The 24,883-nt window shown below is 66.3% G+C and carries 21 protein-coding genes and 1 pseudogene; 17 read left to right on the top strand and 5 right to left on the bottom strand.

Annotation, left to right across the window (positions count from 1 at the left end; genetic code table 11):
- Positions 1-3 precede the first annotated feature (3 nt).
- Genes minD through QX094_RS08895 form a run of 3 tightly spaced genes read left to right on the top strand, consistent with a single transcriptional unit; the run spans position 4 to position 1,886 of the window.
- Positions 4-819 carry a septum site-determining protein MinD gene (gene minD / locus QX094_RS08905; protein WP_315716283.1) on the top strand — a complete coding sequence of 272 codons (816 nt, stop codon included), beginning with the start codon at positions 4-6 and terminating at the stop codon, positions 817-819.
- Positions 816-1,091, top strand: a complete 276-nt coding sequence (gene minE, locus QX094_RS08900; RefSeq protein WP_315716282.1) for a cell division topological specificity factor MinE — start codon at positions 816-818, stop codon at positions 1,089-1,091. Before minD ends, minE begins: the two co-directional genes overlap by 4 nt.
- 21 nt (positions 1,092-1,112) lie before the next feature.
- Positions 1,113-1,886 carry a thioesterase family protein gene (locus QX094_RS08895; RefSeq protein WP_316185448.1) on the top strand — a complete coding sequence of 258 codons (774 nt, stop codon included), beginning with the start codon at positions 1,113-1,115 and terminating at the stop codon, positions 1,884-1,886.
- Positions 1,887-2,218: 332 nt separating this feature from the next.
- Here QX094_RS08895 and QX094_RS08890 read toward each other — a convergent pair.
- Positions 2,219-2,395, bottom strand: a pseudogene (locus QX094_RS08890) (methyl-accepting chemotaxis protein); the annotation flags it as partial.
- 112 nt (positions 2,396-2,507) lie between these two features.
- On the opposite strand from QX094_RS08890, the gene QX094_RS08885 reads away from it, so the two are divergent.
- The 3 genes from QX094_RS08885 to QX094_RS08875 all read left to right on the top strand — a co-directional run bounded on the left by QX094_RS08885 (position 2,508) and on the right by QX094_RS08875 (position 5,170).
- Positions 2,508-2,921: a DUF1801 domain-containing protein gene (locus QX094_RS08885; protein ID WP_316185446.1), complete on the top strand. Its 414-nt coding sequence runs from the start codon at positions 2,508-2,510 to the stop codon at positions 2,919-2,921.
- Positions 2,922-3,467: 546 nt separating this feature from the next.
- On the top strand, positions 3,468-4,484 hold the full coding sequence (locus QX094_RS08880; RefSeq protein WP_315751438.1) for a hypothetical protein: 1,017 nt from the start codon (positions 3,468-3,470) through the stop codon (positions 4,482-4,484).
- Positions 4,485-4,762: 278 nt separating this feature from the next.
- Positions 4,763-5,170, top strand: coding sequence for a hypothetical protein (locus tag QX094_RS08875; RefSeq protein WP_316187830.1), 408 nt, complete (start codon positions 4,763-4,765; stop codon positions 5,168-5,170).
- Between the two features lie 567 nt (positions 5,171-5,737).
- Here QX094_RS08875 and QX094_RS08870 read toward each other — a convergent pair.
- Positions 5,738-7,300, bottom strand: coding sequence for an AMP-binding protein (locus QX094_RS08870; protein ID WP_316187829.1), 1,563 nt, complete (start codon positions 7,298-7,300; stop codon positions 5,738-5,740).
- Positions 7,301-7,454: 154 nt separating this feature from the next.
- On the opposite strand from QX094_RS08870, the gene QX094_RS08865 reads away from it, so the two are divergent.
- The 4 genes from QX094_RS08865 to QX094_RS08850 all read left to right on the top strand — a co-directional run bounded on the left by QX094_RS08865 (position 7,455) and on the right by QX094_RS08850 (position 10,271).
- On the top strand, positions 7,455-8,084 hold the full coding sequence (locus QX094_RS08865) for a hypothetical protein (RefSeq protein ID WP_315751442.1): 630 nt from the start codon (positions 7,455-7,457) through the stop codon (positions 8,082-8,084).
- 57 nt (positions 8,085-8,141) lie between these two features.
- Positions 8,142-9,113: a nitronate monooxygenase gene (locus QX094_RS08860; protein ID WP_315751444.1), complete on the top strand. Its 972-nt coding sequence runs from the start codon at positions 8,142-8,144 to the stop codon at positions 9,111-9,113.
- An 82-nt stretch (positions 9,114-9,195) separates the two neighbouring features.
- Positions 9,196-9,462 (top strand): hypothetical protein, encoded by a 267-nt coding sequence (locus tag QX094_RS08855; protein WP_315716274.1) that lies wholly within the window; start codon positions 9,196-9,198, stop codon positions 9,460-9,462.
- A 182-nt stretch (positions 9,463-9,644) separates the two neighbouring features.
- Positions 9,645-10,271, top strand: a complete 627-nt coding sequence (locus QX094_RS08850) for a hypothetical protein (protein WP_315716458.1) — start codon at positions 9,645-9,647, stop codon at positions 10,269-10,271.
- A gap of 96 nt (positions 10,272-10,367) precedes the next feature.
- Here QX094_RS08850 and QX094_RS08845 read toward each other — a convergent pair whose 3' ends face one another.
- Both QX094_RS08845 and QX094_RS08840 read right to left on the bottom strand, forming a co-directional pair.
- Complete coding sequence (locus tag QX094_RS08845) at positions 10,368-10,847, bottom strand: hypothetical protein (RefSeq protein ID WP_316188203.1); 480 nt, start codon at positions 10,845-10,847, stop codon at positions 10,368-10,370.
- Between the two features lie 126 nt (positions 10,848-10,973).
- Positions 10,974-11,825, bottom strand: a complete 852-nt coding sequence (locus QX094_RS08840) for an SDR family oxidoreductase (protein ID WP_316187828.1) — start codon at positions 11,823-11,825, stop codon at positions 10,974-10,976.
- 189 nt (positions 11,826-12,014) lie between these two features.
- Between QX094_RS08840 and QX094_RS08835 the strand changes: the two genes are divergently transcribed.
- The 5 genes from QX094_RS08835 (at position 12,015) to QX094_RS08815 (ending at position 17,228) form a co-directional block, all read left to right on the top strand.
- Positions 12,015-14,054, top strand: a complete 2,040-nt coding sequence (locus QX094_RS08835; RefSeq protein WP_316187827.1) for an NAD(+) synthase — start codon at positions 12,015-12,017, stop codon at positions 14,052-14,054.
- A 91-nt stretch (positions 14,055-14,145) separates the two neighbouring features.
- Positions 14,146-14,835 (top strand): substrate-binding domain-containing protein, encoded by a 690-nt coding sequence (locus QX094_RS08830; protein ID WP_315826569.1) that lies wholly within the window; start codon positions 14,146-14,148, stop codon positions 14,833-14,835.
- 100 nt (positions 14,836-14,935) lie between these two features.
- Positions 14,936-16,168, top strand: a complete 1,233-nt coding sequence (locus QX094_RS08825) for an MFS transporter (protein ID WP_315716270.1) — start codon at positions 14,936-14,938, stop codon at positions 16,166-16,168.
- Between the two features lie 126 nt (positions 16,169-16,294).
- A complete protein-coding gene (locus QX094_RS08820) occupies positions 16,295-16,516 on the top strand; it encodes a hypothetical protein (protein ID WP_315716269.1) in 222 nt (73 codons plus the stop codon).
- An 85-nt stretch (positions 16,517-16,601) separates the two neighbouring features.
- A complete protein-coding gene (locus tag QX094_RS08815; RefSeq protein WP_315716268.1) occupies positions 16,602-17,228 on the top strand; it encodes a hypothetical protein in 627 nt (208 codons plus the stop codon).
- Between the two features lie 114 nt (positions 17,229-17,342).
- Here QX094_RS08815 and QX094_RS08810 read toward each other — a convergent pair whose 3' ends face one another.
- Positions 17,343-17,585, bottom strand: a complete 243-nt coding sequence (locus QX094_RS08810; protein WP_315716267.1) for a hypothetical protein — start codon at positions 17,583-17,585, stop codon at positions 17,343-17,345.
- Between the two features lie 1,273 nt (positions 17,586-18,858).
- Between QX094_RS08810 and QX094_RS08805 the strand changes: the two genes are divergently transcribed.
- Both QX094_RS08805 and QX094_RS08800 read left to right on the top strand, forming a co-directional pair.
- Positions 18,859-21,375 (top strand): M64 family metallopeptidase, encoded by a 2,517-nt coding sequence (locus QX094_RS08805; RefSeq protein WP_315716266.1) that lies wholly within the window; start codon positions 18,859-18,861, stop codon positions 21,373-21,375.
- Positions 21,368-24,874 carry a DUF6603 domain-containing protein gene (locus QX094_RS08800; protein ID WP_316187826.1) on the top strand — a complete coding sequence of 1,169 codons (3,507 nt, stop codon included), beginning with the start codon at positions 21,368-21,370 and terminating at the stop codon, positions 24,872-24,874. The genes QX094_RS08805 and QX094_RS08800 overlap by 8 nt, the downstream gene beginning before the upstream one ends.
- Positions 24,875-24,883: the final 9 nt, after the last annotated feature.

The raw sequence follows: 24,883 nt of genomic DNA, 5'->3' as shown, positions 1-24,883 counted from the left end.
GACATGTCGAAAGTACTCGTAGTGACGTCGGGCAAGGGTGGCGTCGGCAAGACCACCACGACGGCGGCGATGGGCGCGGCGCTGGCGCAGGCCGGCGAGAAGGTCGTCGTCGTCGATTTCGACGTCGGCCTGCGCAACCTCGATCTGGTGATGGGCGCGGAACGCCGCGTCGTGTTCGATCTCATCAACGTGGTCCATGGCGTCGCCAAGCTGCCGCAGGCTCTGATCCGCGACAAGCGGCTGGAGAATCTCTGGCTGCTGCCGGCGTCGCAGACCAAGGACAAGGACGCGCTGACCGAGGACGGCGTCGGCCGCGTCATCGCTGAGCTGCGCAAGACATTCGACTGGGTGATCTGCGACAGCCCGGCCGGCATCGAGCGCGGCGCCATGCTGGCGATGCGCTATGCCGACGAGGCTCTCATCGTCACCAATCCCGAGGTGTCGTCGGTGCGCGATTCCGACCGCATCATCGGCATGCTCGATTCCAAGACCGTGCGCGCCGAGAACGGCGAGCGCGTCGAGAAGCACATTCTCATCACCCGCTACGATGCCGGCCGCGCCGCGCGCGGCGAGATGCTGTCGATCGACGACGTGCTGGAAATCCTGGCGACGCCGTTGCTCGGCATCGTGCCGGAGAGCCAGGACGTGCTGCGCGCCTCCAATGTCGGCTGTCCGGTGACGCTCAACAGCCCGGCGAGCGCCCCCGCACGCGCCTATCACGATGCGATGCGCCGGCTGCTCGGCGAGGAGGTCGAGATGCAGATCCCGACCGAGCGCAAGGGCCTGATGAACCTGCTCTTGGGACGGAGGGCTGCATGAGTGTGCTGCGGCTCTTTACGGGGCGTGCAGCCTCGGCGCCCGTCGCGCGGGAGCGGCTGCAGATCCTGCTCGCGCATGAGCGCAGCCTGCGTGGACAGCCCGATCTCCTGATGCAGCTGCGCGAGGAAATCCTCGCCGTGGTTTCGCGCCATGTGGTACTTGATCCGGACAAGGTCATCGTTCGCATGGACCGGGGAAAACATGTCTCGACGCTCGAGGTCGACATCGAACTGCCCAATGGCGCCGACCGCGCCTTTGCCAGCGCGGGTTGAGGCGTGGCGAGGCGCGCGCTGATGCGGCCGATCTTCCGCATCGCGGACAATCGGGTCGCCGTCAGCTCCGATGCTGCCGGACCGTGGGATCCGACCATGCAGCACGGGTCCGCGCCGTCGGCGCTGGCCGTTTGGGCGGCCGAGCGCATTCCGACGAAGTCGCCGATGCGCATTGCCCGCGTCACCATCGACCTGATGCGCCCGGTGCCGCTCGCAGAGCTCCTCATCGAGACCGAGGTGCTGCGCGAGGGCCGCAAGATCCAGCTCTGCGCGGTGCGCTTGCGCGCCGGCGACACGGTGGTCGTCACGGCGACGGTGCTCAAGATCAGGCAGGATGCGGTGCCGCTTCCGGACGATGTCCGCGAGCTGCCGGTTGATCTGGTCGGTCCTGACGATGCGTTGCCGGAGCCTGCTGATTTCTCCACCAGCCCGTTCGTGCGCGGCATGACGCTGCGCGCCGCGCGCGGCCGGTTCGGCGTCAAGGGGCCCGGCGCGATCTGGTACCGCGTCGACTGGCCGCTGGTCGAAGGCCACGCCGTCTCACAGGCGATGCGCGCCGTGGTCGCCAGCGACTTCTGCAACGGCACCTCCGCTGCGCTCGACTTCCACAGCTACACGTTCCTCAACGCCGACCTCACCGTGAACATGGCCCGCGAGCCGGTCGGCGACTGGATCCTGCTCGACGCCGAAAGCTGGATCGGCCCGGACGGCGCGGGGCTGGCGATGGCGCGGCTGGGTGATGCGAGAGGCTATTTCGGCCGCGTGGTGCAGAGCCTCGTGATCGAGAAGCGGTGAGGGGGGCGGTCAGCCGTCCGGATTGCGTTCACAGCGAGTTGGCGAACTGATCACCGCACCGGCGCTGCTTCGTTTCCAACGGCGCGCTGCGGCGCGGTGTTATTAAGTCGGGCCGGTGATCGGCAGTTGCCTGCTTCGTTTCCGGTGAACCGATCAACCCCGCGCCAAGCTCCGCTGCGCCCTCTCCCCCGCTTGCGGGGGAGAGTTGGAGAGGGGGCGCCACGCACACCGCCGCTGGAGCGGCCCCCTCCCTAGCCCTCCCCCGCAAGCGGGAGAGGGAACACACTGCCGTTGTCGCGAGCGAACGAGTTCAACGACGAACGATTTCGCTCTTACGCCGCCCGCACCGTGCTCAAGAATCGCCCGACCTCCAGCTTCAGCCGGTTGCTGTCCTGTGACAGCGACTGCGCCGCCGACAGCACCTGGGACGAGGCCGAGCCGGTTTCGCTGGCGTCGTGCTGCACCTCGGTGATGTTGGACGACACCTCGTTGGTGCACTGTGCCGCTTGGCCGTGGAGTTATCAATATTGCTATAAACTTGAGCAGGCCAAGATGGTCGTATAACTACGACGCGGACTACACGCAGGTGAAACGACAAGCAGGTGGATGGGAATAAGCGTCATGGCGAAACCAACGAAGGCTACGAGCGTCGGCGAGGGGAACCAGTCTCCGTCGGAGCTGATCGACGCCCGGATCAAGGAGCTCGGGGATTGGCGCGGCGTCATGCTCAGCTACGTCCGCGATCTCATCAAACGGGCCGATCCCGATATCGTCGAAGAGTGGAAGTGGCGTGGCGTTCCCGTATGGTCGCATGCCGGCATCGTCTGCACCGGCGAGACCTACAAGGCCGCGGTGAAGCTGACCTTCGCCAAAGGAGCCTCGCTGCCGGACCCTTCCGGCCTGTTCAACGCCAGCCTCGACGGCAATACCCGCCGGGCGATCGACCTTCATGAAGGCGACGTGATCGATGAGACTGCGTTCATGGCGCTGATCCGCGCCGCGGTGGCGCTGAACATGACGAAGGGGAAGCGGTAGGGCTGGTGCATCGCTCCGCGCAGTCAGTATCAACGATCCAGGTCGCTGCTCACTCACCACGTCGTCGCGAGCGCAGCGAGCAATCCAGGGCCAAGTCGAATCATCTGTCTGGAAGGCCTGGATCGCCTCGTCGTTTCGGGGGCTCGCGCCGGCGGTGTGCCGGTCGCCGACAACCTTTCGCAAGGATGACCCGTGTGCATCGAGGTGGGAGGAGGCGGCGGCCATGGTTGCGCTCTGCCGAGAAACACGCTAGTTCAGCGCATCCCAACTTCAACGCAGGAGGCGACGATGTTCAGACTCACGCGCTTCCCGGGCTCGCTGCGCGATCATTGACGCGGCCGACCGGGATGATTGTCCCGGCCATGATTTGACCCTTTCGCATCTCATCGAAAAGCCCGCGGCCCTCGTGGCCTGCGCTTGAACCGTCGTGTCATGACATCAAATCTCTTGCTGACTCCCAGCCGGGAGCCGGAGCGTTCCGACCTGCGCGAACGCCGGCTGCGGCGCTATTCATCTCGTCTGCAATCCCGCGTGCGCGCATGCGCGATGCGACATCCTCATCTCGCCGACCTCGCGTTGAGCTTTCCGGCGCTGCTGTTCGCGCTGGCGGTGCCGCGCCCGGATGTCGATCCGGAGCGGGCGATCGCGTGCGTGATCGCGGGGCGTCCGCTGGCCGAGGCGGCGGCCGCGGCCGGTCTGCCGCTCTGGCTGCGCAAGCTGCCACCGGAGGCGTTCGTCCGTCCGATCCCACCATTGCCAGACGGCGAGCTGTTCCGGCGGCAGATCGGCAACCATTTGCCGCGCTCGCCGAAGCTGATGCCGACCTGGCTGCAGCTCGTGGCGGAGATGGCGGCGCTGGCGCATGAGCCGGCCGCGGTGTGGATCGCCCGTGAGTATCTGCGGGCGCCGCTGGTGCTGAAGCGCGACCGCATGCATCTGCTCGGTCTGTGGATCTGGTTCTCGGGGCAGCCCGCCGGCTTCGGCCGCGAGCTCGTCGAAAGGCCGTGGACGCCAGCCATGAAGCTCGATGCCGCAATGACGGCTGCCCTCGCTTGGCGAGGGAAAGTCTCGCTGCATCTCAATCTCGGTCAACGGCCAATCCGCGACATGTGGCTCCATCCCGGTCGCGTCGGGGACTATGAGTTTCGGCCGCTGGATGACATCCCGGATCTGGTCGACGAAGCGATGACTATGCGCAATTGTGTCCGCACCTATGGCTCCGACATCGCCCACAATCGCTCTCGGCTGTGGAGCGTCCGGCACCTGGGCGAACGCGTCGCGACGCTGGAGGTCGCCGTCCGTTTTCCTGATCCGTTGTTGGGCATCGTCCAGCTCAAGGGACGGGGGAATGCTGACGTCGCCCGCGAGCTCTGGTGGATCGCGCGGCGCTGGCTGCACCTGCACGATCTGTCGCAGATCGAGACCGGTCGAATGAAATGGCGCCAGGCCCCTGTGGATCTCACCACATGGCGAATGCTGTGGCGGCCGTATTGGCTCGCCAAGCGCCGCATCCCGGACTGGTTGCCGCTCGCACCGTCGCGCGCTGCGTTCGCGGCGTTGTGAGATGGTTGTCGTGTCTGGACGCTCGTCCGACAAAATCAATGTCGTCCCGGCGAACGCCGGGACCCATAACCCAGGGCCATATTCGAGGCACGCGCATTGATGCATCCGGGCTCGCCACGTCCTGGGGTCTCGGTCCTGGGTCGCGCGAACGCGACGATGCCTGCACATCGTCCGGCTTCGCTTGTTCGGCACGACAGCGGGTCGGAGTGCAGACCGGCTTTTCGTTGGGCCCTCTGTCGCGCGTCGCCTGGGATTCGTTGTGCCGCAGCGAGGTTGATTTGGCCGACGAGCAGGCTTGCTTCCCCATCGATACTTTCCGGCGCAGGTCGGGCGTCCGCAGCGGCGCGCGCAAAGACGAAATTCGCTCGCGCGATCAAGCTGATTTGGGCTGTCCAGATGCGGAGCGAAAAATATTCGACTTTGCATTTTCAGAAATCCATGGTCTCTTCTCCGCATCCCGCTTCACTGACGAGGGGCGCTTCGCGAACGTCACGATGCGTTGGGTGGGATGCGGTGGCCGCGATGGGGCGCAGCATGCTTTGGGCATGCCGACGTACGCCACGTCGCGGACGGTGAAGTCGCAGGGTCCTGGCCTCCCGAAGCTGAGGTCCGCGCAACGCGTGAAACGCGTTGTCGCCACGGTGGCAAACAAGCCGGTCACCGAGGAGACTGCGTATAAATCGTAAAGCCATCGCGCAGGGAAGGCCGGGTCTATCCGGCCGAACCTGTGGTTCTGCCGCGTGCTTTTTTGCTGCACGCGGACCGCAGGCCTCGGTCGAGGCCTGGCCTTCCCTGCACCCTCCGTGAGTTGGAGGGGAACGACACCAGCAAGACTCGGACGCAGATGCGCCGCGAGGCAGCAATGTCATGTCTGCAATGGGGGCAGCGCATTCAGTGTTGTTTGGATACAGCGGATCGCGTGGCGAGTATCGCGCCACACAAAGGCTGTCGTCCCGGCGAACGCCGGGACCCATGATCATAAGACGACGGTCGAGGCACGCGGGTCGCTACGTCAGCGCTTACGACGCTGCCCTGTGGTTATGGATCCCGGGTCGCGCTTCACTTGCCCGGGACGACAGCGGAGCGCGGCGGCTACGGGCGAGAGCTTCCATCGGCATTGCAAAGCCGCGAGTCTGGATTGCCGTCGTTGCGAGCGGAGCGAAGCAATCCAGGGCCTCATCCGCGGCCCTGGATTGCTTCGGCGCAAGAGCGCCTCGCAATGACGGTGGCGATCGAGGGAGCTGATGATGCCGCTACCCCACCATCCGCCCGCGGCCCTCCCAGAACCGTGCGCGCAGCACCTTCTTGTCGACCTTGCCGACGCCGGTCATCGGCAGCTCCTTGACGAACGAGATGCTCTTGGGCGCATGGGCCGAGCCCTTGCGCGCCTTCACGAGCTCGATCAGCTCGGCAGCGTCGATCTGCGCGCCGGCGCGCGGCACCACGATCGCGGTGACCGCCTCGCCCCATTTGTCGTCGGGCACGCCGACCACCGCGCACATCGCCACGTCGGCATGTTGCGTCAGCACGTCCTCGATCTCGCGCGGGAAGATGTTGAAGCCGCCGGAGACGATCATGTCCTTCTTGCGGTCGAGGATGTACATGTAGCCGCGCTCGTCGCGGCGGGCGATGTCGCCGGTGTGCAGCCAGCCGTTCTTCAAGGTCTCGGCGGTGATGTCCGGCCGCTGCCAATACTCCGCCATCACATGCGGCGCGCGCACGCAGATCTCGCCGGCCTCGCCCAGCGCGACCTCCTGATCATGGTCATCGAGAATCTTGACCTCGCAGGCCGCGATCGGGAAGCCGCAGGACAGGAACAGCTCCGGCTGCTTCGGATCATGATCGGCCTTCCGCAGCACCGAGACGGGATAGCATTCGGTCTGGCCATAGAGCTGCGAGAACACCGGGCCGATGCGCTCGATGCCTTCGACCAGCCGCGTCGGCGACATCGCCGAGGCGCCGTACAGCACGAGCTCGAGCGAGGAGAGATCTGTCTTAGCTAACGCGGGATGATCGAGCAGCACGTAGATCATCGTCGGCACGAACAGCGTGAAGTTGATGCGCTCGCGCGCGATGGTCGCGAGCACGGCCTCAGGATCAAATCCCTTCAGCATGTGCACGGTGCCGCCCCGCATCAGGGTCGGCAGCACCTTGGTGCCGGCGACATGGCTGATCGGGGCGACCGTCAGATAGCGGGCGCGCTCCGGGATCTCGAAATCGGCGAGGATCGCGGTGGCGAAGCCGCCATATTCCCGGTGATGGCGCAGCGCGCCCTTCGACTTTCCGGTGGTGCCGCCGGTGTAGTTCAAGGTCGCGATGTCCTCGGGCGTGGCGAAGTTGCGCGCGCTGGCGTGGCCTGACTGCTCGATCGCGGCGAGGAGGTCGACGCCATAGCCGGCTGCGCCCAGCGTCAACACGTGGCGCAGGCCGCCCGAGCGCGCGGCCAGTTCGCCGCCGCGGTCGTGGAACGCGGCGGCATCGATCACCAGCACCTGCGATTCGGAATCGGCGAGCTGGAACAGCTGATCGTCGAGCGAGCCCAGCGGATGCAGCCAGGTGATGGCGAGCCGCGACAGCTGCGCCGCCGTGCCGGCGCACCAGGCATCGGCGCGGTTCGCGCTGAGGAACGCGACGCGTGTTCCCGGCGGCAGGCCGAGCCGCATGAACACGGACTGCATGCGGCCGATCAGGTCGATCGCGCCCTGATAGGTCAGCGATCCGTCCGGCCAGCTGAAGGCGGTGCGCGACGGATGACGCGACAGCGTGAGCAGGGTCTGCTCGCAGACGACCGGAAACGAATGAAGCTGTAGGCTCATGGACGATCCTCCCGAGATGCCGCGATCGTTATGGCGTCGCGGGGCTTGTTGCCGACGCTATCAGAAAGCCCATCGCGCTCAAGGCGCGCTTGTCGTCCTCGGAACATCGCTGCGCGCGCCGCGTTGCCCGGCCGAACAATAGCGGAGCAAGGCCATGCGCACCTCGACAGCTTTTTTTGCGGGAGCCGGAACGGTCGCCATCGCCGTCGCGGCCGGTCTCGGCGGCGGGCTCATGATCGCGGAGGGCATGCATCCGAGTTCGCAGGTGTTCGAGCAGGCCAAGCTCGCGCGTTCCGTGCCGGAGACGCCGTCGCCAAGTCCGACGACCACCTCGTATCTTGCGGCAACGCAGGCGGCCGCGACCACGCCGATCAAGGTGGCGCCCGCAGCAGCGGAGACGGGGCCGGCGACGCCGGTATCGCCCAATCCCTCGCCCTCGCCGCAGGCTGCCGTGCCGGACGCGACGGCTGTGCCCGCCGCCTCTTCGGCGCCGGCCAGCACGCAGGCCGGTACCGCCGAGGACGTTCAGGAGAAGGGACAGGACAAGGCCGCAGCGAAGGCCGAGGACGCGGATCTCAAGGCGCGCGGGGCGGAGCGCAAGCGCGTCGCGGAGCAGCGCCGCACCGAGCGGCACCGGCAATATGTCGAGCGCCGGCGCCAGCGCCGCGAGCAGGATCTGCGCGCGGTCGAGCAGGCCGTGCGTGAGGATACGACGCCGCGTGCCTATGCGGCGCAGCCGGTCGGCATGGAGGGGCCGCGCTTCAGCTTCTTCGGCGACGATTGATCGCACGCGGCGGCGCCGTTATCCCTGAGCCCAACAAGGATCAGGGAGGGACGCGCCGTGCAGGACACTCGATGGGACGGGCTGCGGGCGCGGCTGCGCCTGCCGCTGATCGCAGCGCCGATGTTCCTGGTGTCGGGAATCGAGCTGGTGAGCACGGCCTGCACCAACGGCGTGATCGGCGCGTTCCCGACGGTCAATTGTCGAACCCCCGACGAGCTCGACGCCTGGCTGCTCCAGATTGCCGATCGGCTTGCGCGCAGCAGCGATGCGAGCGGCGCTGCGGCTGCGCCGGTCTGCCCGAATCTGATCGTGCATCAATCAAACGCGCGGCTGCAGGACGATCTCGCGGTGCTGTTGCGGCGCCGCCCGGAGATCGTGATTACCTCGGTCGGCTCGCCGGCAAAGGTTGTTGCGCCCTTGCATGATGCGGGTGCGCTGGTGTTCGCTGACGTCGCCTCGATCCGTCATGCAGAGCGCGCGGTCGAGGCCGGCGCAGATGGCCTGGTGCTGCTCACGGCCGGGGCGGGCGGCCAGACCGGCTGGCTCAATCCATTCGCCTTCGTGCGCGCGGTCAGGGCGTTCTTCGCCGGGCCGATCGTGCTCGCCGGCGGCATCAGCGACGGCGTGGCGTTGCGGGCGGCCGAGGTGCTCGGCTGCGATCTCGCTTACATGGGCACGAAGTTCATCGCCACGCGCGAAAGCCTGGCCGATGACCGGTACAAGTCGATGCTGGTCGCGAGTTCGGCCGACGACGTGCTGCTCACCTCGGCCTTCACCGGCCTGCCGACCAGCATGCTCCGGCCGTCGATCGTCGCGGCCGGGCTCGATCCCGAAGCCTTGCCGGCGCGTGGCGCGATCGAGATCGGCAGTGACATCGACATCGCTGCGCGCGAGGCGCGGCCGAAACGCTGGCGCGACATCTGGAGCGCCGGGCACGCGACCTCGGGGGTCACCGACATCCCGTCGGTCGCCGTGCTGGTGGCGCGCACGGCTGATGAGTACGGCGGCGCGGGTGGCCTCCGGCCATGAGAAAACGTGATGTGTGTCCTTAAGGCACCATTAACCATCGGGTCCCACAATCCGCGGAGCTTGAACTTGGCGGAATCGTGCGATGGGCATCGGGCTACGGCAGGACAAAGAGCGGGTGACGCTCGAGGAGATCCGGATCCGCGTCGGGCATGCTCTGCAGCGGCATCCGCTATGCCGCAACGTCCAGTTCGACATCATGAGCGTTCCCCGCACCGCCCGCGGCGGGAACTGGACCATCAGCTTGCATTCGGTGGAACCGGCCGCGCTTTGGGAAGCCTCCGACATCGTTGCCGACATCCAGGCCGCGTACGATCTGCTGATGCCGGCCGAGCTGTCTTCGGCGGCGTGAAAAAAAATGTCCGTCATGTTCACAGGGCAGAATGGTGGCCTCTGTGTTTCTGTGGCATCGTAAAGCCTTAATTAACTCCCACTTTTCGGCAAAGTGCGGCTTTCCGCCGGGATACGGAGAATTGCGTGACGAAGTCGATCGCTTTTGTCGCTTTGCTGGGCGTGCTGATTGCAGGCGCGGCCGTGACGAGCGTCCTGATGCAGGACAGCGTGCCTTCGGCCGGTGCGATGATGCCGCCGGTGGTGGCGAAGAGCCCGCTCTCCAATCGTGAAGCCAAGGGCGACCGCCTGGCGATGGTCACACTTGCGACCCCCGAGGTGCAGCAGCCGAGTGCCCCGTCGAAGGCGACGCTGCGTCAGGCCTATGCCTATGCGCCGTCCGAGCCGGAGATGGCAAAGGCGTCGGCTGCCGCGGTCGTCGCTGCCGAGCCGATGGTGCCGAAGTCCAAGATTCTCGCCAGGAGCGAGCCGGCCCCGGCGCCGCTGAAGCCGGAGGTGCAGAAGGCCTATTCGTTGCTGTCGGACGGCCAGATCGCAGGCATCAAGGAACGGCTGCGGCTCTCGTCGAGCCAGGAATATTATTGGCCGGCGGTCGAGACGGCGCTGCGCGCCGTGGCCCGCAAGATCCACGCCGGACGCCAGGGCGCGGCGAAGCCGGGCGCGGTGGCGCTCGATCCGGATTCGGATGAGGTGCAACAGCTGAAGTCAGCCGCGATGCCGCTGCTATGGCAGTTGCGCGAGGATCAGAAGGACGAAGTGCGGCGGCTTGCGCGCACCATCGGCCTCGACAAGGTCGCAGCCGCGATCTGATCGGGGGGGGATCCTCCCGGCGTGAACATCAAACTTGGAGTGAACATCAAGAAGGCCGCGCATTGCGCGGCCTTCTTGCTTTCGAGAGGCGCTTTTTCACCTCGCCGGGGGATTGGCCTCCGGATGCCCGCCGCTCTCGGGGCCGGCTCCCGTCGGCGACGACGCGGGCGCGGTACGCAGGTCCGGGCCGGGCCGTGCCGGCTGGGTCATGGTCGGGGCTTCCGGCGGGGTGATCGCGGCGCCGGCGCCGACCGTGGTGCCGCGGTCGGTGTTGGTCGGCGCTGACGGCACTGGCGTCGGCTTGTCGCCGCCGGCGAAGCGCGTCGCGTCGCCGCTCTGATAGCCGGCAACCAGCAGGCCGGCGACCACCAGCGCGAGCACGAACAGGCCGCCGAGCTCGGGCAGGGCACCGGACGGGGCCACGCCGCGGCCCCGGCCGTCTCCCTCGAGCGCCACCGCCGCGATCTCTCGGTTGTGCCGCGACCGCAGGAAGGCCAGGAACGCGCCGGCGGCGATGATGATCGCGGCCGCGAGCGTGAAGAACATCAGCCAGCTGATGGGTTGATCGCCTTGCATGTCGAACATCCTTTGATCCGTGAGGGCTGCGCGACGTGCAGCCGCGTCAAACCCGCATGACAATCTCTGTTCGTTGCAATCGTCAGTGGCGTGAAAGGTTTCCCGCCCGGCGGCGGAAATCTCGCGTCAGCGCCCTTCGCCGGCGGCCCATAGCGCCTCGAGCCCGGCGCGATAGGTCGGGTAGGCGAAGCCGACGCCGAGCTCCTGCCTGGCGCGGATATTCCGGATGCGCCGGCTGCTGGCATAGAAGCTGCGCGCCATCGGCGACAGCTCGGCGCGGTCGAACGGCAGTTCCGGCGGCGGGGCGATGCCCATCAACGCAGCGGCATAGGCGATGACGTCCTGCGGCGGCGCAGGCTCGTCGTCGACGATGTTCCAGGCGCCGCCTGACCCGCGCTGGATCGCGCCCATGATCGCGCTGGCCGCGTCATCGACATGGATACGGTTGAACACCTGTCCCGGCTTGACGATGCGCCGCGCCCGCCCGGCCCGCAGCTCGACCAGCGCGTTGCGGCCCGGCCCGTAGATGCCGCCGAGCCGGAGCACCGCGAGCCGGTCACCGATCCGCGCGCGCCAGTCCTGCTCGACGCGGACCCGGGCCTGCACCCGGTCGTGCTCGGGTGCCAGCGGCGTGTCCTCGTCGATCCAGCCGCCCTGATGGTCGCCATAGACGCCGACGGTCGAGAGATAGACCACGTGCCGCGCGCGCCCCGCCGTGATGGCGTCGCCGAATGCGGCCAGCACTGGGTCGTCGCCTCCTCCAGGCGGCACCGAGATCAGCACGACGTCGGCCTGCGCCGCCTTCGCCAGCGTCGCGGCCGCGGGGGCCGTGCCGTCGAACAGGTCGATGTCATCATGCGCCAGTCGCGCACGCTTGTCGGCGCTGCGGACCGTGCCGCCGATGCGGGCGAATGCGCCACGGTGCAGCTCGACGAAGCGCTGGGCGGTGTAGCCGAAGCCGATGACGAAGAGGTTCATGGATGCCGTTCACCTGGACTTGAGCGAAGGAGCGAGCCTTCGAGTTACCCGGCACCGGGTGGCCCGCGCAATTCAAATGACGCCCACGGAGTCAGCCTGCGGACGGGGCGGTGCTGACCTGCCGCGCTTGTTATGGCTCCCGTCATGGTCCATGTCGTATGATCAGGCGACAGGAGATGGACTGCCACGATGAATTTCCATTCGATCTACCGCCACGGCTTTGCCCGCGTTGCTGCCTGCGTCACCGCCTCGAGCGTCGCCAACCCGACCGCCAATGCGGCGGCGATCCTGGCCGCGGCGCGCGCCTGCCATGACCAGGGCGCGGCGGTCGCGGTGTTTCCGGAGCTCTGTCTGTCCGGCTACGCGATCGAGGACCTCGTCAAGCAGGACCCGCTGCTCGACGCCGTCCAGCGCGGGCTGCTCACCCTCGTCGAAGCCTCGCACGACCTGATGCCCGTCCTGATCGTCGGTGCGCCGCTGCGCTTTGCGCATCGCGTCTACAATTGCGCCGTCGTGATCCACCGCGGCGAGGTGCTCGGCGTTATTCCCAAGAGCTACCTGCCGACCTATCGCGAATTCTACGAAGGCCGCCACTTCGCCTCCGGCGCCGGCATCCGCGGCGAGATGATCGAGGTCGCCGAGACCATGGCGCCGTTCGGCACCGACCTTCTGTTCGCCGCCGCGGATGTCGCCGGCCTCGTCATCGGCGTCGAGATCTGCGAGGACATGTGGATCCCGGTGACGCCGGCGTCCGAGCTCGCGCTCGCCGGCGCCACCGTGCTCGCCAATCTCTCGGGCAGCCCGATCACGGTCGGCCGCGCCGAGTCCCGCTCACTGTTGTGCCGCTCGACCTCGGCGCGCTGCCTCGCGGCCTATGTCTATGCGGCGGCGGGCGTCGGCGAATCCACCACGGATCTCGCCTGGGACGGCCAGACCTCGATCTTCGAGAATGGCGTGCTGCTCGCCGAGAGCGAGCGCTTCCGCCAGACCGGACAGACCATCTTCGCCGACGTCGATCTCGATCTGCTGCGCCAGGAGCGGGCGCTGATGGGCACGTTCGACGACAATGCGCGCGCGCAAGGCGCCGGCATGCACTGGCGCCGCATCGGCTTCGAGCTGCAGCCGGCCGAGGGCGACATCGGCTTCATGCGCAGCATCGAGCGCTTTCCGTTCGTGCCGAGCGATGCCGCGCGGCTCGATCAGGACTGCTACGAGGCCTACAACATCCAGGTCGCCGGCCTGACGCAGCGGCTGCGCGCAACCGGCACCAAGCGCATCGTGATCGGCGTCTCCGGCGGGCTCGATTCCACTCATGCGCTGATCGTCGCGGCGAAGGCGATCGACCTGCTCGGCCTTCCCCGCACCAACATCCTGGCCTACACGATGCCCGGCTTCGCCACGGGCGCGCAGAGCAAGTCCTACGCGCATGCGCTGATGTCGTCGCTTCAAGTCAGCGCCGCCGAACTCGACATCCGCCCCGCGGCGACGCAGATGCTGAAGGACATCGGCCATCCCTTCGGCCGCAGCGAACAGGTCTACGACGTCACCTTCGAGAACGTGCAGGCCGGGCTGCGCACCGACTATCTGTTCCGCCTCGCCAACGACCGCGGCGGCCTCGTGCTCGGCACCGGCGATCTCTCCGAGCTGGCGCTGGGCTGGTGCACCTATGGCGTCGGCGATCAGATGGCGCACTACAACGTCAATGCCGGCGTGCCGAAGACCCTGATCCAGCATCTCATCCGCTGGGTCATCGCCTCGCATCAGTTCTCGGCCGATGTCGACCGCACGCTCGAGGCGGTGCTGTCGGCCGAGATCTCGCCGGAGCTGGTCCCGGTGAAGGAGGGCGAGACGCCGCAGAGCACCCAGGCCACGATCGGCCCCTATGAGCTGCAGGACTTCAATTTGTTCTACACGCTGCGCTACGGCATGCGCCCGTCGAAGATCGCCTTCATGGCGCATCACGCCTGGAAGAATGTCGGCGACGGCGCCTGGCCGCCGCATTTCCCTGCCGACAAGCGCCACGCCTATACGCTTCCCGAGATCAGGAAGTGGCTGGAGGTGTTCCTCAAGCGCTTCTTCGCCTTCAGCCAGTTCAAGCGCTCGGCGATGCCGAACGGCCCGAAGGTGGTGGCCGGCGGCGCCCTGTCGCCGCGCGGCGACTGGCGCGCCCCGTCCGACGGCAACGCCACCGCGTGGCTGGAGGACCTGGAGCGCAACGTGCCGAAGTGACGACCATCTTGCTCCGCCGCCGCGCTTGCCATATCCGAGACGTGCGCGTCCGCCTTTGCGGCGTCATCGACATCGTTGAACGGAGCAGATCATGAGCGTGACCGCCGCCGGCATTTCCTCGATGGCGACGAGGCAGATCCTCGCTGAGCTCGCCGCCGCCTATGAGGAGGCGACCGGCGAGGTGATCACGATCGAATCCGTCGGCGGCGTCGATGCCGCCAAGCGCATCCGCGCCGGCGAAGCGTTCGACTTCGCCGTGCTCGCCTCCGATGCGCTGCAGAAGCTTGAAAGCGACGGCCATCTCGTTCCCGGCAGCATCATCGAAATCGCGGAATCGCCGATGGCGATGGCGGTGCGCGCCGGCAGCCCCAAGCCCGATCCGCTCGACGAGGCCGCCGTGCGCAGGGCGATGGAGAACGCCAGGGCGATCGGCATCTCCACCGGCCCGAGCGGCACGTATGTGCAGAAGCTCGCCCGCGACTGGGGCCTGGAGAGCGAGGGCACTTCGCGCCTGGTCCAGGCCAAGCCCGGCATTCCCGTCGCCAGGCTGCTCGCCGATGGCGAGGTCGACGTCGGCTTCCAGCAGCTCAGCGAGATGCTCGGCGCGCCCGGCATCGATATCGTCGGCCTGCTGCCCGCGTCGCTGCAGCCCGGCACCGTGTTCGCGGCGGCGTTGTGCAAGGCCGGCGCGCATACCGAGGCGGCGCGGGCCTTCATCGAATATCTGGTCTCGGAGGAGACCGCCGAAACCAAGCGCCAGCACGGCATGACGCCGGTGTGAGGCGCCGGCCCCACAGCCCGCGAAAAAATCCGATCGCCGCGTGTCGTCTCGGCCTTGTCCCGATCGTCTTCCAACCGAACAATCGGGAAGGAGACGGCGGATGAGCACATCGTACTATCGCTGGGTGATCGTGGCGGCCGGGGGCGTGCTCGGCTGCGTCGCCGTCGGCGGCCTGTTCTCGCTGCCGGTGTTCCTCAAGCCGATGGCCGCCGAGACCGGATGGTCGGTCGCGGGGATCTCCACCGCGATGACGATCGGCTTCCTGGCGATGGCCGTCACCAGCATGGGCTGGGGCACGCTGTCCGACCGCATCGGCCCGCGTCCCGTGCTGCTGATCGGATCGATCCTGCTCGCCGTCAGCCTGCTGCTGGCAAGCCTGACATCCTCGCTGTTGGCGTTCCAACTGCTGTTCGGCCTGATCGCAGGCATCGCGACGGCGGCGATCTTCCCGCCGGTCATGGCGACCGTCACCGGCTGGTTCGACACCCATCGCAGCCTCGCGGTGTCGCTGGTCTCGGCCGGCATGGGCGTGGCGCCGATGACGATGTCGCCGCTCGCGGCCTGGCTCGTCTCCAGCTACGACTGGCGGACCGCGATGCAGTGCATCGCCGCGATCGTGGCCGCCATCATGATTCCCACGTCGCTGCTCGTGGGCCGTCCGCCATCGTCCGCGCCCGGCGACGCCGTCGCGTCGGGTCCCGCCGCCGGGCCGGCCGAGATGACGCGATCGGCAGCGCTGCGCTCGCCGCAGTTCCTGATCCTGCTCGCCACCAACTTCTTCTGCTGCGCCACGCATTCCGGCCCCATCATCCACACCGTGAGCTACGCCGTCACCTGCGGCATCCCGCTGATGGCGGCGGTGACGATCTACAGCATCGAGGGGCTCGCCGGGCTCGGCGGCCGCATCGCCTTCGGCCTGCTCGGCGACCGCTTCGGCGCCAAGCGCGTGCTCGTTCTCGGCCTGCTCGCGCAGGCGTTCGGCGCGCTCTCCTACGTGGTCGTGCGCGACCTCGCCGCGTTCTATGCGGTTGCGGCCACCTTCGGCTTCCTCTATGCCGGCACCATGCCGCTCTACGCCGCGATCGCGCGTGACAATTTTCCGCAAGGCATCATGGGCACGGTGATCGGCGGCACGGCGATGGCCGGCAGCCTCGGCATGGCGACCGGCCCGCTGGCCGGCGGCCTGATCTACGACAGCTTTGCGAGCTACACTTGGCTCTATGTCGGCTCGTGGGTGATGGGCCTCGGCGCTGTCATGATGATGATGACCTTCCGGCCGTTTCCCAAGCCTGTGTCGCAGCCTGGCGCCGTGCCCATGCAAGCGCCGGCCTGACGCTGCTGCATCGCACCTTCACGCGCGCCGTCGGAATCGAACAACAACGCTTGATCCCCCGGCAGGAACTGTGATGTCGCAGCCGGGTTGGGCGGCGTGGAGTTCAACCGGATGGAGATCGGATCCATGAAGAAGACCCAGCTTGCCATTGCCACCCTCGTCGCCGCCACCCTCGCCGCCGTCCCGCTCGCCGCGCAAGCGAAGCACCACAAGAAGCACAACGCCGCGACGTCGACCACCTCGTCGCAGACCACCGGCAGCAACATGAAGTCCGGCCGCGATTCCACCTCGTCGAGCCAGGGCAATGTCGGCCCGGGCACGAACCAGGCGGGAAGCATGGGGAAGTAACAAGCCGGGCACTTTCGTTCAGCGACGGGAAAGCAGCGCTGGCCTTCCCGTCGCCGCTGGACAGCATTCTTTTCCAGACGGCGTGTTGCAGACCTTGCTGCCATCGTTGGCGCTTGATGCTAAACGAACGTTCAGTGACGTCAGTGATCGCCGTGTTGCGAATTCGTGCGGTGGAGGTGCATCGTCGATGTTGGCGAGGGGGCGAGATTATTATCTCGGGCTGAGACGCCGCTATGAGCCGGACGTCGCCAAGCTTGTCATCGTCGCGGAATCGCCGCCGGCCTCAGGAAAATACTTCTATGACTCGGCCGGCTCGATCAGCGAGCCGTTGTTCACGGCCCTCATGCGCCAGATGGGAGCCACCCCTGCGACGAAAGAAGAGGGGCTGCGACAATTTCAGCGCAAGGGATGGGTGCTGGTCGATGCGACCTACCAGCAAGTGGACAAGCTGCCGAAAGACGCGAGTCAGGATAGGAATGCGTTGATCGAAGACGATTACCCGCTGCTCGTCGCGGACCTATCCAGCCTTGTGTCGGATCGCGGCGTTCCCCTGATCTTGATCAAGGCAAACGTCTGCCGGATTCTGGAGCCTCGACTGACAAAGGACGGCTTCAACGTGATCAACGCCGGCCGCCCGGTCTATTTTCCGAGCACGGGACAGCAGAAAAGGTTCGAGCAGCAGTTCGCCGACGTCCTGAGGTCGGCTGACTGAGGTTTGACGGTCAAGGGCGAGGCACTGGTCGGCGATGTGCCGTCAGTCTCGGTCAGCATCCCCCATCTTGCGTGGGTCCAGCAGGTGACGGCAACGTGCGATGCACGCTGCCGATCATTTCGACGCCTCCTTGATCTTGTGCTCCAGATGCCCGGTGCCGTGATCCCTACGCAGCTGGCTCAGCGAGGTCTCGTTGAGCTGAAGCAGCACGTCGCTGAGTTTGGTCGAATCCGGATAACCGGCCGCGAACGACTTTCCGTAGATCTTGCGCAACGTGCCGACCAGCGTGTTGCCATGCTTCCTGCTGATCTCGCCATCCTTGTCGCGGTGGCGGCCGTCGAGGCCCGGTTCCTTCATGCGTCTCTCCCCTGATGCGGCTGGTGCCGTAATGCGACTTGCGCGCTTAGGAAGGGGAGCCTGCGCTCAATCGATGAGATTGGCAATGCTGCGGCGTGATACACGGGGTTCACGCGCGGTGCACCAAGAGAATCTGCGAATGAGTTGCTTGTCATACCGGGCTCCGTCCTTCCTGCGCGGCCGCAACCGCCTCGACTCGGCGAAGGCTCGGGCATGCACGTCGTTCAATCATGTTGGTCGAAGTGAATGGCCGGGACGGAGCCAGGCTATGACGGTGGAAAGATATCTGGGCGGAAACCCGGGTTCTTGGATGCGATCGCCGGGCCGCTCGACGCTGGCCAAAAATCCCTCGTTCTTTTTATCGGAAATCATGCTTTACTCCGTTCATCCCGCCTCATGCAGAGGGCGTACGCGTCGTCACGATACGTGGAGGTGGGCTGCGATGGACGTGGATGCTGCGCCAGACGAGCGCTTGCGTCGCGGACGGCGAAGTCGTGTGGTCCCGGCCTCCCGATGCTGAGGTCAAGCCTGCTGTTGATGCGCAAGCGTCACGCGGGCGATGGGGGCAAGAAAGCCCGGTCCCCAAGGAGAGCACGAAGGACACCGTTAAAACTGATCGCGCAGGGAGGGCCGGGTCGTCCGGCTGGACCTGTGGTACCTGCCGCCTGCATTTTTTTTCGCAGGCGGGCCACGGGCCTCAGTCGAGGTCCGGTTCTCCCTGCGCCTCTCGTGTTTCGAGACGCGCGCGACCAACGCATTCCTCGGACTCATCGAGCCGCGAGACCGCGCGCGCACGCCTGAACCGACCGCAAGTGGCTGTTTGACATCTGAGTGACGTGACGATGCCTGTCGGCGCCCGTGACAACGCCGAGCAGCGTCGGGCCGAACCCATGGATAGGAGACGCGGTCAGTCGCAGTGCGTCTCAAGAGGCGTGACGCGGTCAGAAACCGGGTCACGCATCGGTCTCGTACCCCGCGGGGACAGCGACGAACCCAGCGCCTTCCAATCGCTTCTCATCGGAAACCACGGAGCGTTCGTGTTCATCTGTGAACGATGACAACGAGATGCTCTACGCCGCCGGCATATGCAGCAGGATTGGCCCCAGTGATGGAGAGCTCCACTCGGCAAACGACGATTGCAGAAGGATATCGAAACAGTATCACGTTGAGGTTGTATTGAGAAGGCTTGGGTGTACAATCTTCGTGATGCCAGATTTCCGATGGGAACGACGGGCTTCCCAATAGTTCTGCTGGCTGAGAGGGTTGTGCCGGCATGCCTCTCATCGTCTATCCGCATTGCGACATGCACGTCGCGCTGAAGAAGCCCGCGACCAAGGTGCTGCCGTTCCGCGTGTTCGACCAGGATCTGCCGAACGGCTCGACGACCTACACGCTGACCGACGTCACCGCGGACTGCAATTTTCGAATCCTGGCGCCGTACAACCCGGTCGGGTCCCGGCTGACCAGCTTCGTGACGATCGATCCTGCGGCGCGCACCATCACCGGCGACGACGTCGGCACCAACCTCGTGGTGATCGAATACGGCCCCGGCTACATCGTCGCGCGTATCCAGGTGCACGACGATGTGCTCGGCTGGTGGTTCGGCAACTCCTCGATCACCACGGCGCTGCATCCGACGGTCGCCCACAGCCAGCCGACGCTGTGCGCGCTGTTCAGCGACGATCCGACCGGGACCGATCTCGTCGGCGACATCACCGGGCACGGCTTCGTCACGCTCAGCTCGGCAAGTCCCGGTACCTTCGTGGTGGCAAATACGAACAATGAGGGACGGTTGAGGGGCGTGAGCGAGGGGGCGGCCCAGCTCGACGGCAGCTTCCTCGGTGTCAACCAGAGCCTGCCGGTGAAGGTGGTCGACTACGCCAAGATCCGCGACAACATCTCAACGGTGCGCGCCGGCGACCTCGCCAATGCCGCCGAGATGCACAACATCCTGTTCCTCGCCGAAGGCTTTCGCGCGTCCGAGAAGGACAAGTTCGACAAGATCGTGCAGGAAGCGGCGGACGGTCTGTTCTCGCAGAAGCGCCACGAGCCCTACGGCACGCTCGCGGGCAGTTTCAACGTATTCAAGGCGTTCCAGGCGTCGGAAGAGCAGGCGGTGACCTGCGGCTGGCGCGTCAACGACGAGGAGACCTCGGAGCTTAGCAGGGGCGGACCGATTCCGTGGAATTACAGCGTTTCGGACGACAAGAGCATCTACGAGGTCGACGAGCTCGTGGCCCGCGTCGGCCTGCCGCTCCGCAACGAGACTGCGACGCCGGCGCAATTGAAGGCGCGCTGGGCGGGTCAGTCGCTGCCCAACTACGATGCGGCGAAGGTCAACGACACCCTGATCGAAGCGTGGAGGAAGCAGAAATCGCTCGGCATCCTGGAGGCACGTGACACTTTCTACGGCCTGATGCTCGGCTCCCGCTGGGGCGACCGGTCGGCGAAGTCCGGGGCCGCTTTGACGATGCCGGCGGCGGATGCGGCGGGCGATGCCAACCTCGCGCCACTGATCGCCCGCGCCTATCAGTTCTTCAAGCCGGCCAGCGTCACCCGGCACCTTGCCCCGGATCCGCGCCGGCATCCGCCGGAGCTCGCTCGGAACGGCCGCGCGAACGTTGCGGCGCCGATCATGGCCTACCTGTCCGGACTGCGGCTCGGGTCGTCGCCGCATACCGCGCTCGGCGCCGAGTGGATACCGGACGGCACCTTCAAGCGCAGCCGCGGCCTGATCGCCATGATCACCAACGAGGACATGATCGGCGGCACCAATTTCAACCAGTCGACCGTGACCGCCAATTCGTTGCAGAGCCTGAAGACGCTCGACTTCGAGTATCCGGCGACCAACACGGCGACGAAGAAGGTGATGCGGCGCAAGCCTGCCAGCGACATCGACGCCGACCTCACCGATATCATCGACACGGTCGCGCACGAATTCGGCCATTCCTTCAATCTCGGCGACGAATACGAGACGAGCGCCGAAGACAATGCGACCGCTTCGAGCGAGCAGGACAACATCGTCGCGCTCGCCGACATCTTTCAGGATCCGAGCTACGCCGCCAATCACTCCCGTCTGGTCGATCCGTCCAAGGTGAAATGGTTCGAACTTCTCAGGGTCCAGCTTTCGGCCAGGCTGACCCAGGCTTCGACCCAGCAGGGTGGCTCGATCGAGGTCAGGATCGACCCGCGCCAGATCCCGCGCTGGGTGCAGGCGAAGGCGGCCGGCCGCCAGGCGTTTCTCCGCCGCATCCAGATCACGGCGATCGGCCGGCAACTGCCGCTCACGTTCACCGATTCCGATTATCTCGTCAGACTCGACATCGGCGACATCGACCAGAACCTCGGCTCGATCCGGCTCGGCGGGCTGGAATTGCCGCCGGCGCCGTTTCCCGTGTTTCCGAAAGGCTCGCTGCTGTTCGTGCCGCGCCGCGACGATGCGGACGCGCTGGTCTATGTGGTGGAAAAGAAGGTGCGCGACTTCATCGCAGGCAACCATCTGCCGCTCAACAAGGATCCCGACTTCGCTCATGTGAACGACGAGGGCGACGACCCGAAGGACATCCCGAATTTCAAGCCGCCATGCAAGGCGCAGCGGCTGGTCGGCCTGTACGAAGGCGCATACAACTTCACCGGGCTGGTCTATCGTCCGGCTGGCGACTGCAAGATGCGGAACAACAGCGGCACCTTTTGCCATGTCTGCAAATGGCTGATCACCAACCGCGTCGATCCCGCGCTGCACGACGTCGTCGACCGCGAATTCTATCCGGAGGCCAAGAAAAATGGCTGAACCGGGTGCCCTCGAAACGATCGTCGCCGAGATCGGCAAGCTGCTGCTGCCGCTGCGGGCGGCGGTGGAGTCGCCGGCCGCGTTCCAGGGCCTGCTGCTCAAGCTGGGCTGGGATTCCGACGTGATTCCGAAGCCGATCGCCGATCTCGCGGTCGACTTGCAGCTGCTGTTCGATCGGCTCCAGGCGCTGGTCGGCGGCGGGCTGTCGCTCGACGGCGAAGTGGCGTCCGACGGCGAGACGACGGTCGTGTCCGGCTCGCTCGAAGACGCCTTCAAGACCATCGAGGCGATCGCCGGCGTCGTGCAGGCGATCGACGACCTCGTCTCGGCGCCCGGCGGTGCATTTTCGGCGACGCTGAACGCCGATAATTTCAAGGGCGAGTTTCCGGGGCAGCTCGTCGGCTATCTCTTCATCACCTATCTGCGCAACCATCATCCGGGCATCGGTTTCGCGCTGCAGGCGCTCGGCGTCATCCGCACCCGCTATACCGCGCCCGCCGGCAACCGCCCGGACTACATCGACTACAGGTTCAGCTTCCCGGACCTGCCGAAGATCGTCTCCGACCCGGTGACACTGTTCGAGAACGCCTTCGGCTGGGGCACCGACAGCTTCGACTTCTCCAGCTTCGCGCGGCAGATCGACAGCCTCGCGGCCGGGCTCGGGCTCGACGTCCGGATGGTGGAGGTGCCGGATCGGGTCGCGCGCGCGCTCGAAGGCGGCCCCCCGACCGGGCGCGCCGCCGTGCGCAAACGGCTGCGCTTGGTGTTCTTCGAGCGGGCGCGCGACGCAGGGCGGCTATCGGCCGAGCTCGGACTGTTCCCGCTGCCAAAGTCCGGGAGCAAGAAGCCGGGCTTCGCGCTGCTGCCGTCGTTCAGCGGGCTGCTGTCGGTGCGGATGCAGCTCGGTCCGACGATCGCGGTGACGATCTCGAGCGACCTCGATCTCACCGGCGGTGTCGGCCTGATGGTGCGGCCGGGTAGCGGCATCGACATGGTGATCGGCTTCGCAGGCAGCGGCGCGCCGACGTCGGCCAAGGGCACCGCGCGCGTCGAAGTGGAATACTCCGCCATCTCCGGCAGCCCGACCATCGTTCTTGGCACCGGCGAGGGCACGCGGCTCGAATACCAATCGGTGAGCGGTGCCGGCGGTTTCACACTGGTGGCGGGCAAGGACGTCGAGGTGTTCGCCGAGGCGGACCTCAAGGGCCTCGCTTTCGTCCTCGACGCGTCCGGCTCGGACGGCTTCATCTCGACCATCCTGTCGGGCATCTCGACGCGGTTCGAGTTCGATCTCGGCCTCGGCGCCGCCTATCCGCGCGGCGTGTATTTCCGCGGCACCTCGCATCTCGAGATCCAGATCCCAGCGCATATCGACCTCGGTCCGATCCAGGTGCAGGGACTGACGCTCGCGGTGACACCGTCGGCTGACGGCCTCCCGATCGATATCGGCGCGACGCTGAAGGCGGCGCTCGGTCCGCTGGTCGCGGTGGTGGAAAACATCGGGCTGCGGACCGATCTCGCTTTTCCGGGGAGCGGCGGCAACCTCGGCCCGATCGATCTATCCTTCGGCTTCAAGCCACCGAACGGCGTCGGGCTGTCGATCGATGCCGGGGCGGTGAAGGGCGGCGGCTATCTCTTCATCGATCCGGACCGCGGCGAATATGCCGGCGCGCTGGAACTGAAGATCCTCGACTTCCTCTCGGTGACGGCAATCGGCGTCATCACCACCAAGATGCCGGACGGGTCAAAGGGCTTTTCCTTCATCGCCATCATCGCGGTCGAGTTCAATCCCGGATTGCAGCTCGGTTTCGGCTTCACCCTGCTGGGAGTCGGCGGACTGGTCGGGCTCAACCGCTCGATGGACCTCGACGCGCTAGTCAACGGCGTGCGCGCCGGCTCGCTGGACTCGGTGCTGTTCCCGCACGACGTCGTCGCCAACGCGCACCGGATCATCTCCGACCTCCGTACATTCTTCCCGCCAGAGCAGGGGACCTTCCTCATCGGCCCGATGGCGAAGTTGGGCTGGGGCACGCCGACGCTGATCAGCCTGTCGCTCGGGATCATCATCGAGATTCCCGGCAACATAGCCATCATCGGCAAGTTGACGGTGGCGATCCCGGACGAGCGGCTGCCGCTCATCATCATCCAGGTCGCCTTCATGGGCGCGATCGAGTTCGACAAGAAGCGCGGCTGGTTCTTCGCCATCCTGTACGAATCCCGCGTGATCTTCATGCCGCTCGACGGCGGCATGGGCGTGCTCGCGTCGTTCGGCGGCGACGCCACTTTCATCGTCTCCGTCGGCGGCTTCCACCCGGCCTACAATCCACCGGCGCTGCCGTTCCCGCCGATCCCCCGGATCGCGATCAACATTCTCAACACGCCGGTGGCCCGCATCCGGGTCGACGCCTATTTCGCGGTGACGTCGAACACCGTGCAGTTCGGCGCACATGCGGAGCTGTATTTCGGCGTCTCGATTGCCAACATCGAGGGCCATCTCGCCTTCGACGCGCTGTTCCAGTTCTCGCCGTTCTATTTCATCATCACGATCTCTGCCTCGCTGTCGGTGAAGCTGTTCGGCGCGGGGCTGTTCAGTATCCGCTTCCGCGGCTCGCTCGAAGGCACATCGCCCTGGCACGTCGAGGGCACCGGGAGCATCTCGCTGCTGTTCTGGGACGTCGACGTCGACTTCTCCCACACCTGGGGCGACAAGGAGGACACCAGCCTGCCGCCGGTCTCCGTGCTGCCCCTGCTGGTGGCGGAATACTCGAAGGCGGAGAATTGGACTGCCGCGCTGCAGAACAGCAGCAGGCTGTTGGTGACGCTCAAGACCGTGGACGCGGGCTCCGATCTTGTCCTGCATCCGGTCGGTTCGCTCAAGATCACCCAGCGTGCGATCCCGCTCGGCATCACCCTCGACAAGATCGGCGCGCAGCGCCCGGACGACGCCAATTACTTCTCGGTCGCGACCGCGACGTCGGGCATCGAGAAGCGCGCCACCATCCGGGAGTCGTTCGCGATCGCCCAGTTCAAGGACCTCAAGGACGGCGAGAAGCTCAGCGCGTCCGACTACGAGGCCGAGGAGGCGGGGCTGGAGCTGTCGGTCACTGGCGACCAGGCAAAGACCAGCTATGTCACCAAGCGCATCGCCCGCTACGAAGAGATCATCGTCGACAACAATTTCAAGCGGGCACGCCGGCGCTTCGTCACGCTCATCTCCGGGCTGTTCACGCACTTCCTGGCCAACAACGCCGTGGCGCGGTCCGAGATCTCGGCGAAGTCGCGCGATCTGAAGCACGTATTCGACGACAAGATCGCGGTCGATCAGACGTCCTATGTGGTGGTGAGCCTGGCCGACAATTCGCCGATCGCCGGCGCGCCTGCGTCGTTCCAATCGCGCGCCAGCGCCGGCGAATTCATGGCGGCGGAGACGCGGCGCAATCCGAACTTCGCAAGCGAGGCCCATATCGTGCGCCCGCACGAGATGAAGCGCGCGGCGTAGCGGAGGCAC

Source organism: Bradyrhizobium sp. SZCCHNS1050, from assembly GCF_032484785.1.
GTDB lineage: Bacteria > Pseudomonadota > Alphaproteobacteria > Rhizobiales > Xanthobacteraceae > Bradyrhizobium.
This window is presented reverse-complemented; position numbering and strand designations above follow the sequence as displayed.